The 16,125-nt window shown below is 66.9% G+C and carries 15 protein-coding genes; 9 read left to right on the plus strand and 6 right to left on the minus strand.

Going from position 1 to position 16,125, the window contains the following annotated elements:
* Positions 1 to 38: 38 nt before the first annotated feature.
* The 9 genes from ACZK2G_RS10725 to ACZK2G_RS10765 all read left to right on the plus strand — a co-directional run bounded on the left by ACZK2G_RS10725 (position 39) and on the right by ACZK2G_RS10765 (position 10,061).
* Positions 39 to 1,067 (plus strand): alpha/beta hydrolase, encoded by a 1,029-nt coding sequence (locus tag ACZK2G_RS10725; RefSeq protein ID WP_478475524.1) that lies wholly within the window; start codon positions 39 to 41, stop codon positions 1,065 to 1,067.
* A gap of 122 nt (positions 1,068 to 1,189) precedes the next feature.
* The gene (locus tag ACZK2G_RS10730; RefSeq protein WP_478475526.1) at positions 1,190 to 2,566 is read left to right on the plus strand and encodes a YncE family protein; all 1,377 of its coding nucleotides are present in this window, start codon (positions 1,190 to 1,192) and stop codon (positions 2,564 to 2,566) included.
* A 51-nt stretch (positions 2,567 to 2,617) separates the two neighbouring features.
* A complete protein-coding gene (locus ACZK2G_RS10735) occupies positions 2,618 to 3,664 on the plus strand; it encodes a heme/hemin ABC transporter substrate-binding protein (protein WP_046982924.1) in 1,047 nt (348 codons plus the stop codon).
* Positions 3,661 to 4,704 carry a FecCD family ABC transporter permease gene (locus ACZK2G_RS10740; protein ID WP_014037165.1) on the plus strand — a complete coding sequence of 348 codons (1,044 nt, stop codon included), beginning with the start codon at positions 3,661 to 3,663 and terminating at the stop codon, positions 4,702 to 4,704. Before ACZK2G_RS10735 ends, ACZK2G_RS10740 begins: the two co-directional genes overlap by 4 nt.
* The gene (locus tag ACZK2G_RS10745; RefSeq protein ID WP_136639004.1) at positions 4,701 to 5,462 is read left to right on the plus strand and encodes a heme ABC transporter ATP-binding protein; all 762 of its coding nucleotides are present in this window, start codon (positions 4,701 to 4,703) and stop codon (positions 5,460 to 5,462) included. The genes ACZK2G_RS10740 and ACZK2G_RS10745 overlap by 4 nt, the downstream gene beginning before the upstream one ends.
* Before the next feature lie 64 nt (positions 5,463 to 5,526).
* A complete protein-coding gene (locus ACZK2G_RS10750; protein WP_136639005.1) occupies positions 5,527 to 6,276 on the plus strand; it encodes a hypothetical protein in 750 nt (249 codons plus the stop codon).
* A 403-nt stretch (positions 6,277 to 6,679) separates the two neighbouring features.
* Positions 6,680 to 8,716 (plus strand): elongation factor G, encoded by a 2,037-nt coding sequence (fusA, locus tag ACZK2G_RS10755; protein WP_136639006.1) that lies wholly within the window; start codon positions 6,680 to 6,682, stop codon positions 8,714 to 8,716.
* 206 nt (positions 8,717 to 8,922) lie between these two features.
* A complete protein-coding gene (locus ACZK2G_RS10760; protein ID WP_006366874.1) occupies positions 8,923 to 9,195 on the plus strand; it encodes a hypothetical protein in 273 nt (90 codons plus the stop codon).
* Between the two features lie 110 nt (positions 9,196 to 9,305).
* Positions 9,306 to 10,061 (plus strand): SapC family protein, encoded by a 756-nt coding sequence (locus ACZK2G_RS10765; protein WP_046982972.1) that lies wholly within the window; start codon positions 9,306 to 9,308, stop codon positions 10,059 to 10,061.
* On the opposite strand, the gene ACZK2G_RS10770 is transcribed toward ACZK2G_RS10765, so the two are convergent.
* The 6 genes from ACZK2G_RS10770 to ACZK2G_RS10795 all read right to left on the minus strand — a co-directional run bounded on the left by ACZK2G_RS10770 (position 10,062) and on the right by ACZK2G_RS10795 (position 16,125).
* Positions 10,062 to 12,389 carry an ATP-binding protein gene (locus ACZK2G_RS10770; protein ID WP_478475530.1) on the minus strand — a complete coding sequence of 776 codons (2,328 nt, stop codon included), beginning with the start codon at positions 12,387 to 12,389 and terminating at the stop codon, positions 10,062 to 10,064.
* Positions 12,386 to 13,012 (minus strand): LuxR C-terminal-related transcriptional regulator, encoded by a 627-nt coding sequence (locus ACZK2G_RS10775; RefSeq protein ID WP_430766522.1) that lies wholly within the window; start codon positions 13,010 to 13,012, stop codon positions 12,386 to 12,388. Before ACZK2G_RS10775 ends, ACZK2G_RS10770 begins: the two co-directional genes overlap by 4 nt.
* 170 nt (positions 13,013 to 13,182) lie before the next feature.
* Entirely contained in the window at positions 13,183 to 13,716 is a 534-nt protein-coding gene (locus ACZK2G_RS10780) for a lipocalin family protein (protein ID WP_478475532.1), read from the minus strand.
* Between the two features lie 8 nt (positions 13,717 to 13,724).
* The gene (locus ACZK2G_RS10785) at positions 13,725 to 14,798 is read right to left on the minus strand and encodes an SAM-dependent methyltransferase (protein WP_337302468.1); all 1,074 of its coding nucleotides are present in this window, start codon (positions 14,796 to 14,798) and stop codon (positions 13,725 to 13,727) included.
* The gene (locus ACZK2G_RS10790; protein ID WP_046982932.1) at positions 14,795 to 15,580 is read right to left on the minus strand and encodes a DUF1295 domain-containing protein; all 786 of its coding nucleotides are present in this window, start codon (positions 15,578 to 15,580) and stop codon (positions 14,795 to 14,797) included. Before ACZK2G_RS10790 ends, ACZK2G_RS10785 begins: the two co-directional genes overlap by 4 nt.
* Positions 15,577 to 16,125 carry a DUF2878 domain-containing protein gene (locus tag ACZK2G_RS10795; RefSeq protein ID WP_136639010.1) on the minus strand — a complete coding sequence of 183 codons (549 nt, stop codon included), beginning with the start codon at positions 16,123 to 16,125 and terminating at the stop codon, positions 15,577 to 15,579. Before ACZK2G_RS10795 ends, ACZK2G_RS10790 begins: the two co-directional genes overlap by 4 nt.

Raw genomic sequence — 16,125 nt, forward strand, 5'->3', positions numbered from 1 at the left:
TGTGAACCGGCGGCCCTGGGCCGCTTCTGCCGCCGCTGATGAAGCATTTCGTCCTGCCTTCGCGCCGTGGTCCGCTGGCCCGCGGACTGGCCGCCTTGATGATGGGTCTGCTCCTGGCCACCCCGTACGCCCACGCCCAGCAGCGCATTCCGCTGCAGAAGATCGGCCACACCGTGCTCGACGAGCCGGCGGCCAGCTATCGCTTCGAACATTTCGTGGTGGACAGCCCCGACCAGCAGCGCCGTTGGCGGGTGAATCTGGCGATTCCGGCCAAGGCCGGCAGGACGCCGTTGCCGGTGCTGTACGCGCTGGACGGCAATGCGGTGGCGATGGTGCTGGACCAGCCGCTGCTGGCCGAGCTGGCCGCGCGCAAGACGCCACCGGTACTGGTACTGATCGGCTACGACAACGACCTACGCATCGATTCCAAGGCGCGCACACGCGACTACACCGCGTGGATCGATCGCGCAGACGACGAGAGCGGCAGCACCCAGGCGGTCGGCGGTGGCGCTGCGGCGTTCCTCGATGTGATCGAGCGCCGCATCAAGCCCGAAGTCGAGCGTCGCGCACGCATCGACGCGCAGCAGCAAGCGCTGTGGGGCCACTCACTTGGCGGGTTGTTCGTGCTCAATGCGCTGTACACCCGTCCCGCCTCCTTCCAGTCCTACCTGGCGGCCAGTCCGTCGCTATGGTGGAGCCAGGGTGCGGCACTGGGTGATCCGGAACAGCAGTTCGTGCAGAACGCGCATGGCCAGCCGGCGAAGCTCTGGCTGATGCTGGGTGGCGCCGAGCGCGTCGGTGATCGTGGCAAGCGCGACATGAACAATCCGCGCGTGGTCGCGCACCTGCGCCGTATCGGTGGGGCCACCCCGGATGCTGCCATGCAGCTGTCCGAGCGCTTGGGCAAGGTGCCGGGCATGCGCGTGCAGTACCGCGAGTTCCCCGGCCTCGGCCATGGTCCGATGCTGCCCGCGTCGTTCCACGCTGCGCTCCATGAACTGTATGGCGTGTCCGACCGCAGTGCCGGTGACGGCGCGCCCAACGGCGGTGACAACGCCGCCGAATGAATCCCTTCGCATGCCAAGGCATGCGACCCCACTACCCAGGCGAGGCTGCCGATGTGCAGCGGCCCAGGCAACCGATGAATCCCGCGTCACGTGGCGCGGCCTACGTGTGCAAGGAGCCTTCCATGTCGTTCCGTCCGTCTTTCCGTCTTACCTCTCTCGCCGCTGGCCTGTTGCTGGCCGTGACCGCCACCGCACAGCCGGTGTTCGATCAGCCGGCCAACGCCACCTTCAAGGGCGAGGTTGTCTCGCGCGGTGAGAACGTGGTTCCCGGCAGCACTGCCGACGTGGTGGGTCGCGGTTTCGCGCCGGGCCAGAAAGTCAGCCTGCTGCGTGGCGACAGCGTGCTGAACACGCAGCCGCTGGTGGTCGATGCTGATGGCAACTTCAAGACCCAGCTGAGCATTCCGGCCGATGCGGTGCCGGGCACCCATCCTGTGGTGGTGCGCGCCAGCCAGCCGGCTGCAGCCACCGTGCTGAAGCTGCGCGTCTCGCCGCAGTTGCCGCTGTCCGGCCAGGCGCAGTTCGCCACCCAGTCCAACAAGCTGGTGCCGGGCCTGTACCAGTCCGCCTACAGCGCCGCCAGCAACGCGGTGTTTGTGACCTCGGCCGTGGGCCGCCCGCCGGTGACCCAGTCGCAGCTGCTGAAGCTGGACCCGAAGTCGCTGAAGGTGACCAAGGCGATCACCCCGGCGCAGGTGCCGGGCAGCACCAATGGCGCGGTCTACGCGGTCTACGGTGTCGGCGTGGATGACACCAACGGCAATGTCTGGGTCACCAACACCCGCCAGAACTCCATCGCGGTCTACCGCCAGAAGGACCTGTCGCTGGTCCACCAGTTCCCGGTCGATGCCGTGCCGCATGCGCGCGACGTGGTGGTTGATGGCACCCACGGCAAGGTGTTTGCCTCGGCCACGGGTGAGGACCATCTGTCGGTGTTCGACGCCAAGACCCTCAAGGAGCTGCCGGCGGTGACGCTGGAGTCCGGCGTGGACGACGGCAAGTTCACCCCGATGAGCCTGGTGCTGGACGAGAAGGGCGGCAAGCTGTTCACCGTCAGCATCGGCACCCCGGAAGCGGCAGTGATCGACGTGGCCAGCGGCAAGGTCGAGAAGGTCATCGACCTGGGCAATTCGATCAGCGCCTCGGGCGTGGCCTTCGACGCAGCGCGCAACCGCCTGTACGTGGCCTCGCAGGGCACTGACAACCTGCTGATCGTCGATGTGGCCGCCGGCAAGGTGCTGCATGACGTGCCGGTGGGCGCCGGTGCGCTGAACGTCGCCTTCGATGATGCCTCCGGCCTGGCCTACGTCAGCAACCGTGGCGCTGGCACGGTCACCGTGGTGAACGGTGACGGCAAGGTGGTCGCCAACCTCGACGGCGGTACGCTGCCGAACCACGTCCGTGCCGATGGAAAGGGCAACGTGTTCGCGGTGAACAAGTCGCGCGGCGCCGAAGACCCGAAGGGTGACCGCATCACCCGCATCACCCCGAAGCAGTAAGTCACACGGCAGGGCGGCGTGCGCGTCGCCCTGCCAGCAAGGAGAACGAGCATGAACATCGCGTCCCGCCTGCGCCTCTGTGCGCTTCCGTTGGCTGTCTCGCTGGCACTGGCTGCCTGTGGCGGTTCATCGACGCCCTCGGACAGCGGCAAGCCGGTTGAGCCCGCCGCCGCAACCGCGCCTGGCGAAGTTGCGTTGCCGGCTGGCTGGCAGCGCGTGGCCGGCACCGATATGCCGGTCGTGCGCGACCAGAAGGCTGTGCTGCCGGCCAAGGTGCATTCCGATGACGGCGCCGACGTCGAGGTGGCCGATACCAGCCGCATCATCGCCGGTGGTGACGACGTGATCGCGGTGATCGAGGCGCTGGGACTGGACAAGCAGGTGTTCGCCGCGCCGACCAATACCACCACCCAGGCTGGCCTGGCTGCCCCGCACCAGTTCCTGTTCAACCGCACCACTGGCGTGGAGGGCGTGCTGAGCCTGCAGGGCTCGCTGTTCCTCGGCAACAGCCTGCGTCGGCACACCGAGCTGGCGAAGAAGCTGCGTGAGGTGGGCGAACCGGCGGTGGTCATCGACGATCTGCAGCCGGCGCCGGACAAGGTGCGCAAGGTCGCCGCCGCACTAGGGCTGGCCGAAGCAGGACAGGCACTTGCCACGCAGGTGCAGCGCCAGCTCGATGAGGCTGCAGCGATTGGCAAGGGCCTGGGCCATGCGCCACGACTGATCCATGTATCGGCCACCGGCGCCGGAGGCTCGCCGACTGTTGCGGGTGCCGACAGCGCATCGGCGCAGCTGATCGCACTGGCTGGCGGCATCAACATCGGCACCGAGGCAGGGGTGAAGAACTACTCGCAGCTGAGCAATGAAGGCGTGGTCGCGGCGGCACCGGAGGTGATCCTGGTGACCGAGCATGACCTGCAGCTGTTCGGTGGTGCCGAGGGCCTGTGGAAGGCGTACCCGACGCTGAAGCAGACCCCGGCCGGGCAGGCCAATCGGGTCTGGGTGATGCCGGATGTGCAGCTGAAGTACACCAGTGTCGGTTCCGGTGCTGGCGCGCTGGCGCTGGCCAAGGCGCTGGCGGCGTTGCCGAAGGCATGAGTCCGGCGGATCGGCGCCGCCGTCGCGGGCGGACGATGTTGCTGGTGGCGTTGCTGGCACTGCTGGGAGCGGTGCTGGCCTCGTTCGCCGTGGGCCCGCTGCGGTTGCCGCCGCTGGAAGTGATGCAGGCGCTGGCGGTGAAGCTGGGCCTGCTCGATCCGCAGGCGGTCAGCAGCCGCGACCTCGCCGTGGTCTGGCAGTTGCGTATTCCGCGTGCCCTGTTGGGCGCAATGGTCGGCGCGTCGCTGGCGATGGCCGGTGCCAGCCTGCAGGGCCTGTTCGGCAACCCGCTGGCCGACCCTGGCATTGTCGGTGTCAGCCAGGGCGCTGCGCTGGGTGCGGTGGCCGCCATCGTACTCGGCGCTGCCGGTGCGGCCGGCTGGCTGGTGCCGGTGGCCGCGTTCGCTGGCGGCGCACTGGCAATCGGCCTGACCTACGCATTGGCCCGGCCCGGCAAGGGCACGGGCAACGCCACGCTGCTGCTGGTCGGTATCGCGATGGCCGCGTTCTGCTCGGCACTGATCGGTTTCCTCACGTACATCGCCAGCGAAAGCGAGCTGCAGTCGCTGGTGTTCTGGCAGATGGGCTCGCTGGCGCGCGCCAACTGGGCCGATGTGGCGGCCGTGGTGCCGTTGTTCGCCATCGGTGTGTTCGCGCTGCAGCGATTGGCCACGCCGCTGGACATGCTGGCGCTGGGTGAGCGCCAGGCGCAGCACCTCGGGCTGGATGTCACCCGCACGCGGCGTCGCCTGGTGGCGTTCAGTGCGCTGCTGGTGGGGGCTGCGGTGGCGTTTGCCGGTTCGATCAGTTTCGTTGGCCTGGTGGTGCCGCACGTGGCGCGCCTGCTGGTCGGCCCTGGTCATCGCTGGTTGCTGCCGTTGTCCGGCCTGCTCGGTGCGCTGCTGATCGTGGTGGCCGACACCGCGGCTCGCACGCTGGATCCGCCGGCGGAGATTCCTCTGGGCCTGTTCTCGGCTGCACTGGGTGCACCGTTCTTCCTCTGGCTGGTGCTGCAGCAGCGCCGCAAGGCCGCGCCATGAGCGTGTTGTTGAAACTGCACGAGGTGGTGGTGCGTCGCCAGCAGCGCGAGATCCTGCACGGCATCTCACTGGCGTTCGAGCCGGGTACGGTGACCGCACTGGTGGGCCCGAACGGCGCGGGCAAGTCCACGTTGTTGGCGGTCGCCGCCGGTGACCTGCGTGCCGACGCTGGCGAAGTAAGCCTGCTCGGCAAGCCGTTGGCCGGTTACAAGGCCGGGCCACTGGCGCGCGAGCGTGCGGTGATGCCACAGGAGCACGGCGTGCGCTTCGCCTTCAGCGTGGAAGAAGTGGTGGCGATGGGGCGGCTGCCGCATCCGCCGGATCCGGTGGTGGATGACGCCCAGGTGGAAGCCGCCATCGATGCCGCGGAACTGCAGGCATTGCGCCTGCGTGAAGTGCAGCAGCTGTCCGGCGGTGAGTCGGCACGGACCACGTTCGCACGCGTGCTGGCGCAGGACACGCCACTGCTGCTGCTGGATGAGCCGACCGCAGCGCTGGACCTGCGCCACCAGGAGCGCACCCTGCGCAGCGTGCGCGCCTGCGCCGAGGGCGGTGCGTGCGTGATCGTGGTGCTGCACGACCTGAATCTGGCCGCCGGTTATGCCGACCGCATCGTGCTGCTGGAGCAGGGCAGGGTGGCGGCAGATGGCACGCCGTTGCAGGTGCTGACCGAAGACAACCTGCAGCGGGTCTACCAGCAGGATGTGGTGGTGTTGGAGCATCCGCGGCGCGGAGTGCCGTTGGTCGTGGTGACCTGAGCATCAAACTGCTCTGCCAGGCGACGTATCATGTGCGGTTCGTTCTCTTCAAAGGACTGATGCAATGATCCGTACTGTTTCACATGGCGTGCTGCTCTCGGCAATGGTCGCCTCCGTATGCGCCGTCAGCACCGCGTCCGCATCCTCGGTCTCCCTGATGAAGGCCGCCGAGCAGGCCTCGCGGATCGAGAGCCGGTATTCCACCGGCGGGAGCGCTCCGGTGGTTCCGGTGACGACCCGCTATTTCGCCAATGATGAAGTGCTCATCAGCTGGGATGACCAGCAGGTGCTGATGTTGTGCAGGGAGGCGGTGTACCTGCAGATTCCTGCCGGCAAGGCAGGTAACGTTGCGCTGGCCACCGAACAGCGGCAGATGATTGCCTACCAGGCGCTGATGTCGGGAATGGGTTCGCTTGCGACCGTGGCCGAAGCGGCAGGTGATTCCGTAGTGGTGGCAGACGACGGTAGCGAGACCCGTCGCGCAGGTGAGAGCAGCTGGGCCTATGGGGTGGAACGCCATGACGTCACTACCCAGCGCATGGCCGATGGCGCGCTGCGGATCCGGGCGCGCAAGACCGAGACCGTGAACAAGGCCAAGCCTGCGGAGCCAGACGACATGTTCAGTACCGAAGACGACCAGGCTGCAAGATTGTCGGAGCTGGCGCCGGTCGGCAGCTGGACCGAGGTGGTGGTCCATGGCGGCCCGCGCCAGGCGCAGGTGGATCCGGCGATGTCGTTGAAGGGATGGATCTCGATGGGGGACGACCAGGCTGCGACCGTGGCTGAGGCCCGCAAGCTGCATGAGTGCAAGTAAGGCAGGGTAGGGGTCAGAGCCCTTTGCTGTGGCAAAGGGATCTGACCCCTTTCATTGTCGGCCTCATCGTTCCATTTATGTGCTCAATATTCACTTGCGCGCCAGATTGGCAGGTCTAGAATGCGCCCCATGAACCGGATGCCGCTCCTGAAGTTTTTCACCCTGACCCGCGCAAGCGCGGAACGGGCGTATCTGCCTGGAGCCCCACGAGGCCGTTGAGACGGCCATCGCTGGACCTTCGACAGAGCGCCCTCCGGGGCGCTCTTTTCGTTTCACCCATCACCCGCTGTACCGCAAGGAGAACGTGCCATGCACCAGATCGCCGAGACCGAACGCTAGCCGCGCGCCCTGTCGCCAACCGGGGTGCGCGGCCCTCGAAGTTGGCTTTGCAGGAACCTTTCTCATGAACACCCAAGTCCTTTCCCGCCGTCGCAACCTTGGCATCATTGCCCACATCGACGCCGGCAAGACCACGCTGACCGAACGCCTGCTGTGGAAAAGCGGCGAAATCCATCGCGTCGGCGAAGTGCACGACGGCAATGCGACCACCGATTTCTCGGCGATCGAGCGCGAGCGTGGCATCACCATCGGCGCGGCCGCCGTGCAGGCGCAGTGGGCGCCGCGCGACCTGCCGCCGCATCGGCTGACCCTGATCGACACGCCCGGCCACATCGACTTCGCCATTGAAGTCGAGCGTTCGCTGCGCGTGCTCGACGGTGCCGTGGCCGTGTTCTCGGCCGTGGACGGCGTGCAGCCGCAGTCAGAGACGGTGTGGCGCCAGGCGCGTCGCCATCGTGTGCCGCTGATCGCGTTCGTCAACAAGATGGACCGCGTAGGCGCTTCGTTCGAGCGTGTGCTGGAGCAGCTGCAGGACAAGCTGCAGGCGCGGCCGTGGGCGCTCGGTATGCCACTGGGCAGCGAAAGCGATTTCAACGGCTGGGTCGACCTGGTCGATGAGCGCGTGCTGCACTGGCAGGATGGTGCCGTAACCACGGTGACCCCGTGGGACGACGCGGCGCGCACCCTGTGGCAGCCGCAGCGCGACGCGCTGGTTGAGGCCGTGGCCGACCACGACGAACTGCTGGCTGATGCCTGGCTGGAAGGTCGCGCGATCGATGCGGAACTGCTGCGTGCGGCGATCCGACGGGCGACGCTGGCCGGTGCAGGCGTGCCGGTGCTGGCCGGTGCCGCGTTCAAGGACAAGGGCATCGAAACCCTGCTGGATGCGGTGGTCGATTACCTGCCGTCGCCGCTGGATCGTCCTGCCGTGACCGCCGAGAGCGAAGACGGCGACGTGGTGCTGCCGCCGGATCCGGACGGTCCACTGGCCGGCCTGCTGTTCAAGATCACCCACCAGCAGCACGGCGCGCTGAGCTTCGTGCGGCTGTACTCGGGCACCTTGAAGGTCGGCGATGCGGTGGCCAGTTCGCAGCATCCGCAGGGGCGGCGTGTCACCCGCCTGGTGCGGGTGCAGGCCGACCAGACCCACGACATTGAACAGGCCGTGGCCGGTGACATCGTCGCGGTGCTGGGCTGGAAGGATGCGGTCAGCGGCGAAACGCTGAGCGACCGCGCGCAGCCGCTGCGCCTGGAAAGCATTCAGGCACAGGCACCGGTGCTGGCCTGGCGGCTGGAACCGGCACGCGCGGCCGACCTGATCCGGATGGCGCAGGGCCTGGCCAGCCTGGCCCAGGAAGATCCGTCGTTCCGTGTCGAAACCGATCGCGACACGGCGGAGACCCTGGTCTGGGGCATGGGCGAGCTGCACCTGGAGGTGATGGTCGAGCGCCTGCGCAGCGAATGGAAGGTAGACGTAGGCGTAGGTGCGCCGCGTGTGGCCTACCAGGAGACGCCGATGCGTGCGATGGCCGGGGTTGTGGGCCGGCTGGTCAAGCAGACCGGCGGTCAGGGCCAGTTCGCGCACGTGGTGCTGGATGTGTCGCCGCGCGAAGACGGCCAGGTGGTGTTCAACGATCGCATCGTTGGTGGCGTGGTGCCCCGCAGCTTCATCAGCGCCGTGGAGAAGGGCGTGCGTGCTGCGCTGTCGGAAGGCCCTCAGGGTCATCCGGTGGTCGGTATCGAGGTCAGTCTTGTCGATGGCCAGACCCACGCCAAGGACTCTTCGGAAATGGCGTTCCATCGCGCCGGTGCCGAGGCGATCAAGGCGGCGCTGGCCGAAGGTGGCACGCAACTGCTGGAGCCGGTGATGGCAGTGACAGTGCATTCGCCGTCGGCGTCGGTGGGAGATGTGGTGGGCGACCTCAACCGTCGCCATGGCCGTATTGCCCGCATCGAAGACCAGGAGGGTCGCGCCGAAGTCAGCGGCTTTGCGCCGCTGGCGCAGCTGGTGGGCTACACCACTTCGCTGCGTTCGCTCAGCCAGGGTCGGGCGAGCAGCGAGGCGCACCTGCACGGCTACGAGCCGGTACGCGCTGCGTGAGGAAAGGTGAGGGGAGCCCGTAAGCGGGCTCCCTTTTTTTGTGGGGGTTGATGGCGTTCCGTAACCACGCTGGCGTGGATGAATCCGCATCAGCACGCGAGTATTTGCACTGCATTGCAACAAAACTGCAGAAAAAGCTGGATTAAAGTGATGCCTCACGATAAATTGCGCACCCCCCGTTGCTCGCCGCCGCCCGCACCCCTCTCATGCGTGATGACAAAGACCCCGGAACCCTGGAGCTGACCCTGCCGCGCAAACGCGGCCGTCCGCCCAAGTTCGGGTACGCAATGAGCGACGCACAGCGGGCCGCGCGCTACCGGGCGCGCCGGGCAGGGCAGGCCAACCACGCCGATGTGCGCGCCTGCAGCGACATGGTGTTGCTGGACAAGATCCGCGCTGCGGTCAGCGCCCGCGACACCGAGCTGGCCGGCTTTCTGGTCCACGTTCTCTGGCAACGCTACCCGCTGCAGTTGAAATAGGCCGCCGGTGGGGTGGCCGTTGTCATCGAGCTTGTTGATAATGCGGGATTCAGGTTGTTCCCGCTGGCGCGCCCGGGATGGCAGGCGCGCATGATCGAACGGTTCCCAAGATGACCACCACCAGCGACACCACCACCGAAGCGGCGCCCGCCGGCACCCCCCTGTTCTACACCCGTCCGGTGCCGCTGCAGGCCGATGTGCACGCCGACCTGCGCATCCTGCCGGGCAGGCTCGAGTTTGCCGCTGGCAACAACGCCATTCCGCTGGTGCTTGGCGAGTTCTCGCTGGCCCTGCATCACTTCCCGATCCTGTTCGCCGGCCCGACCGCGGTGCCGATGGCGGCCGTCGGCGTGTCGGAAGAGAACCTGTTCATCAAGGACGGCCTGTGGGAAGACGAGGCCTACATCCCGGCTTACCTGCGTCGCCATCCCTTCATCTTCATCGACACCGGCGCGGACAACGATTTCCTGCTGGGCATCGATGAAGAGAACCCCCGCGTGGTCAAGGGTGGTGACGAAGGCCAGCCGCTGTTCGTCGATGGCAAGGCCACCGAGATGGTGCAGCAGGCGCTGGAGTTCTGCGGCCAGTTCACCCGCGAGCACGAACAGACCCAGGCCTTCTCCAAGGCGCTGATCGAGAACGGCCTGCTGGTCGAACGCAACGCCACCGTGCGTACTCCGGACGGTCGCGAGTTCAACCTCAACGGCTTCCAGGTGGTCGATGTCGAGAAATTCGTCGCACTGCCGGAAGCCACTGTGGTCGAATGGCACCGCAGCGGCTGGCTGGCGTTGATCCACCAGCATCTGATGTCGCTGGGTCGCTTCAACGACCTGACCCGTCGCCAGGTCGAGCGCCTGGCGGCCTGATCAGGCCGATGGTGCGGCTTCCGTCCTGCGGGAGCCGTGCCACTGCTGCAATCCCTGCAGCAGTCGCCGCGCCTTGACCCAGTCAGGCGCGGCCTTACGCCCCAGCTCCCACAGGTCGGCCGCGATGCCGGCTTGCATGGTTGCGCCGCAGATCTGCAGCGTACCCTGCAGGCGATGCGCGTGATGGCGCAGCGCATCCGGAGCGGCGCCGGTAACGGCGCGCTCGATGGCAGCCAGTTCCATGCTGATGTCGGCCACATAGACGGAGTCGATGTGAGCCGTGCTGGCAGGTGCAACGTGGCTCCCCAGCGCTGGCAACGCCAGTACCTGCAGCAGCTTGGCGATCTGCAGCGGCTTGGTCAGCGCCGCGTCGAATCCTGCTGAGCGACAACGCGCTGCATGGCGATGGCCCGTGCGTGCCGACAGCGCGATCAGCAGCAAGGGCGTGTGCGCCTGCGCACGCAGCCGGCGCGCGAGCGCATAGCCATCCATGTCGTGGAGCTCGATGTCGAGCAGCACCGTGCCGCGCGGCCGTCGCGCCTGTTCTTCCATTGCACCGCTGGCATCGGCAAGCGCATGCACATCCGCGCCCAGGCGCCGCAGCTGGGCGGCCATGAGGCGGCGGTTGAGGCCATGGTCTTCGACCAGCAGCAGATCCAGGCCGGCGAGCGGCTGCTCACTAGCGGCCACGCTTGTAGTCGGCGGGCGGTCCCTGGCGATCCGCACCGGCAGGCGCAGGGTGAAGCGGCTGCCGCGTCCGTGGACGCTGTGGACAGTCAGATCGCCGCCCATCGAGCGGGCCAGTTCACGTGCGATCACCAATCCCAGCCCGCTGCCGCCGCGCTGCAGCCCGTTCTCGCCCTGCTGGAATGGGTGGAACAGGGATGTTGCCTGCGCAGCAGAGATACCAATGCCGCTGTCGATTACATCCAGCAGCAGCTCATGCGGTCGCGTTGGTGGTCGCAGCTGCACGCGCAGGTCGATGCCGCCGACATCGGTGAACTTCAGTGCATTGCAGAGCAGGTTGTCGACAATCTGGCGCAGCGCATCGGGATCCAGCAGGACCAGCGGCGCCGGCGCTGCATCGCAGTCCAGCCTGAGCTCCAGGCCCTTCCTGCGTGCGGGCGGGCGGATCGCATCCAGCGACTGGTTGCACAGCAGTGCGACGTCGCAGGCTTTTGGCTGCGGCGCGAAGCCACCACTGGCGAGACGCGAAAAATCCAGCGAGCGATCCAGTAGCCCGCGCAGTGAGCGTCCTGCTGCAGCCATCGCCGCGAGTAGTTCGCGGCGGCCCTCCGCAGAATGCGCCTGGTGCAGCGGGGTGATCGAGCTCAACAGCGTCTGCGCGGCATTGCGTACCTCATGGCTGATCATGCCGAACGCGCGTGCACGGTCGCGTTCGCTGCGGCGGAAGCGGTGCCGTAGCGGATTCCAGAGAAGCGGGAGACCGGCCAGCGCGGCGATCAATGCCAACAGCCAGGCCGGCGGCGGCGACCGCACCCGGTCCAGCGCTTGCTCCACCGATGCTGGCAGCGTCTGCTGCGCCCAGAGATGCAGCAGGCCAGCGTGTTCTTCCAGCGTGATGTCGCGCAGGCCCCGGTCGATGCGCTCAAGCAGGTGCCTGTCCTCCCGACGAGCGAGCAGGTGCAGGTCGGTGGAGAAATCGCTGCTGATCGGCTGCAGCAGCAGATCGCCGCTGAAGTAGCGGCGGATCATTGGCCGCAGCGTCGTATCCATGCCGATCGCCGCATCCGCTGTGCCGGCAATGACCGCTTCAAGTGTCGCGTGCCGATTGGAAAGGGAATGCAGGCGAATCTGTGGATGATGCGCGCCCAGCCAGCCGGCGTAGGGGCCGCCCTCAACCACGGCCAGGGTCCGTCCATCCAGCTCCGCCAGGCTGCGTGGCAGCCATTGGCCGGAACGCCCGGCAAGCACCGTCCTGCCGCCACGAAAGGGGGCGGAGGCAATCAGATCCGGGCAGGGCAGCTGCAGATGTGCGGCGCCACCCACCACCAGCACCAGATCGGCATCGCGGCGACACACGGCAGCCACAGATTCTGTAGTGGTGGGGTGGGGCAGGTCGCGGAAACGCAGTTGGGCATGCCGCGCCACCAGGGCTGCATAGCCGTGGGCGAGCGTGGGCAAGGGCGTTGTTTCTGCAAGTGGGGCGGGTACCGGGCGAAGGGAAGGGGCCGTTGCAACCCGTACCTCGCTGCCCGGCCCCCAGCGTTGTGATAGGACATCTTCCGCAGATGCCGCCGGCAGCAGCAGAAGAACCAGCAGCAGGGCCAAGGAGGTGCGCAGGCGCGAGCGGTCCGGCCTGCTCATGACGGACTCGCGTGTGGGCGCATGGCGTAGATCTCGGCGTCGTTGCGCAGGCCAAGCTTGCGCAGCGCGGCAACCTTCTGGGTGCTGACGGTCTTGACGCTCCGGTGCCGGCGCAGCGCGATCTCGGACACGGTGAGCCCGGTGAGCAGCAGTTCCAGTACCTCGCGTTCATTGCGGCTGAGTTCACTGCAGTCGGCAGGCAGGATGAAGTCAGGTGGCAGGCGGCCGAGCCCCTGATGCACGCGCACAATTGCCTCTGACAGCATCGGCAGTGGTTCGGCCTTGCCGACGATGCCGCTGACGCCGGCGTTGATCAGGTGGCTGAGGTTGGTCGCGGGTGAGAGCGTGGCGAAAACGAGCAGCGGAATGCTGGGGAAGGTATCGCGCAGCAGGGGGATCAGCTCGGCGCTAGCGCGGTCGCCGGGGGCCAGGCTCAGGTCGATGATCGCCACATCGACGTGCAGCATATGCAGGGTGGTGATGAGGTCTTCGCTGAGGGAGTGGCTGGCGACGATGCTGAAGCGGCGGTCGCGGTTGAGGTGCAGGGCGATGCCGCGACGGACGACCTCATGGTCGTCCAGAAGCGCCAAGCGCAGCCGGCGCGGTGCAGGATGTCCATTCATGCGCAGGGAGGTGATCAGCGCCCCATGGGCGTGGTCATCATTTTGGCGTCACTGTCACGCCGGGCATCGGATTTCCGGGATTTTTGCGATTATTCCTAAGAATCGATGTGCTGCGCGCATCGGTTCCGCGAACGTCATTGATGTAGTGGATGGAACTCATCGACACCGGATCAGCGGACCGACTGCGGCACCCGCCTCAACCTGGCAGTGTCGTAACCCATCGCTGCAATGCGCTGCACCGCCTGCCGGTAGTCGCTTTCCGAGACCTGTGGCGTACGCGCCATGTACCAGACGTAGTCGCGCTTGCTGCGGGCCACAATGGTCTGGCGGTAGCCATCATCGAGCCAGGCGATGATGTATTCGGCCTGGATCGGCCAGATGAACTGCATGCCCCAGATCGCACCGTTTCCTTCTTTCTCCACCCGGCCGATCGGATGCATCGACTTCTGTGGGGCATCGAAGCTGCCCTTGCGATAGGTGAAGGTAGTCTGGATGCGTCCATCCGGCCGTAGCGCGTAACTTTCCACCGCATCGAAGACCTCGCGTTCCGGGCGCGATGGAATGTGTGCGATCACATACCAGTCGCCCATGAATCGCGGCACATCCACCGATGGTGGCCGCGGCAGGGGCCGGGTGTCGCTGGAGCTGCAGCCTGCACTGAACAGGCCGGCTGCGAGCAGAGGAAGCAGCGGGAAAATGCGCATGTCACACCTCAGCGTGGGCGGAACAGGTAATGGGCCACCAGCCACTGCTGGCCGTTGTCGTAGCCGAACAGCTCGGCACAGGCCATCCAGAACATCCGCCAGCGCTGCCACCAGATCTTTGCTGCGGCCTGGCCGTAAGTGGCGACCAGTACAGGCATGACCTCTTCGCGGGCGGCGTCCTGGTTGGCCAGCCAATGATCAGCGGTGCGCTGGTAGTGGCTGCCATCCAGCAGCCAGCGCTGTTCCAGCTGCAGGTCGCGCTGGAAATGCAGCAGGGTGTCGGCGGCGGGCATCAGCCCACCCGTGAAGAAGTGGCGGCCCATCCAGTTATCGCCGCCGCTGGTCTCGAACGGATACATCAGCGTGCGGTGGGCGAAAATGTGCACGAACAGCGCGCCCTCCGGTTTCAGCCACCGTGCGATGCCTGCCAGCAACCGCTCATAGTTGCGTACGTGTTCGAACATCTCCACCGACACGCAGCGGTCGAACTGTGCCGTTGGCAGTTCAAGCTCGTTGACGTCGCAGGTCAGCACCTCGACGTTGCCCAGGCCGCGTGCCTGGCACTGCGCCATGATGTGCCTGCGCTGGCTGTGCGAGTTGGAGACGGCGGTGATATGCGCCTGCGGAAAGCGTTCGGCCATCCACAGCGTCAGTGAGCCCCAGCCGCAGCCGAGTTCAAGGATCTGCTGGCCGTTGGCCAGGCCGGCGCGTTGGCCGTACAGCGCCAGCATGGCGTCTTCGGCCTGGTCCAGCGTTTCGCGGCCAGTGGGGTAGTAGCAGCTGCTGTACTTCAGGCGCTTGCCCAGGCAGGCCTGGAAGAAGGCCGCGGGAACTTCGTAGTGCTGACGGTTGGCCACTTCGGTATGCAGCGCGAGTGGGCTGTCGGCCAGCTCGGCGATGCGCCGGCTGAAGCGTGCCGATTGGCCTTCGATGCCGCCCTCGCTTTCCTCATGCAGGCGTTGCGCGCACAAGCGGCGGATGCCCGCACGCAGCGCCGCATCGGGCACCAGTCCGCGTTCGGCCCAGGCGATCAGCCCGGTTTCCGCATCTTCGGCCGGATTCAGTGACGGGATCGCGCTCATGCGGAATGCTCCTTGGAAGAACGGGGGAACCAGGGAAAGAACATCGACGTGCTGCGCTGGTACTCGCGGTAGTCTTCGCCGCGGCTACGCAGAGCCTGCTTCTCGGTGAACGGAATGCCGCTCAGATAGCGCAGGAATACATACATCAGCAGCGGGCCGGACCACGCCAGCCACCACAGTGGTGAGCCCGCCGCCAGCAGCACGTAGCTGAACCAGTGCAGCCATTCGAAGAAGTAGTTGGGGTGGCGCGAGTAACGCCAGAGTCCTTGGCGGCAGGTCAAGCCCTTGTTCGCCGGGTCGGCCCGGAACCGGGCCAGCTGCCGGTCGGCCAGCGCCTCGCCGCCGACGCTGATCAGCCAGACGCCTGCGGCGGCAACCACCCACAGCGACAGCCCCGGCCGTGGATTGGCCGCCACCGCGACGAAGGGCAGGGCGAACAGAACGATCAGCAGCGCCTGCGCCATGAAGAAGCCGAAGATCTTCCCCTGGTGGCCGTGCCAGTGTTCCCGCAGATAACGGTAGCGACCGTCCTCTTGTTCGTGACGGACCCGGTGCCAGAGATGCAAGGCCAGGCGGCTGCCCCACAGCCCACCCAGCAGCCCCAGCGCGAGCCGGGGCATCAACGCGCCATCGCCCAGCAGTGCCAGCAGCAGCGCCGATGCACCCACGCCTTTGGCCCAGAGCACATCAACCACGCCGATGTTGGTGTGGCGACGCTGCCAGGCCCAGCCCCAGCTCATCACCACTACTGCGTACAGCAGCACCCACCCTGGATTGATCATGACGATGCTCCGGCAAGTGGTGGATGATCTGAAGGCCGGGACCAGCGCCGGGCCGCGGCACACAGGAGCGACAGAGCAATGCTCCAGCCCATGCCGAGCACCAGCAGCCCCTGCCAGGCGGGCGCCCGGAACTGCACCGCCTCGAAACCCCGGGAGGCCGAGAGATAGGCCAGTGGCGCGAGCAGCAGGCCGAACAGGATCGGCAGTGCGGGGTGCCGCAGCAGGAAGCGCATCGAGGTGGTCAGCGTCATCGCGAACGCGGCCCACAGCGCCATGATCCACGGCGGCGGTGCGCAGCCGTGCGATGCCGCCGCATAGCGCACCATGCCGCTGGCCGCTGCGCTGGCATCCACCAGCCAGGCGCAGGCCAGCGCAACCAGCAACAGGCGAAGGTCCACGATCGGCCTGGGGGATGTCAGCAACTGGCTGGCCACGTAGAGGCTGGCCGCCAACAGCGCTGGCCACTGCCAGCCGCGCCCGGCACCGGTCACCGCGCACAGCCAGACCAGCTGGTTGCCGATGAGGTTGGCCCAGAATCGGCGCAT

The organism is Stenotrophomonas sp. 107298_Sma (assembly GCF_056480345.1).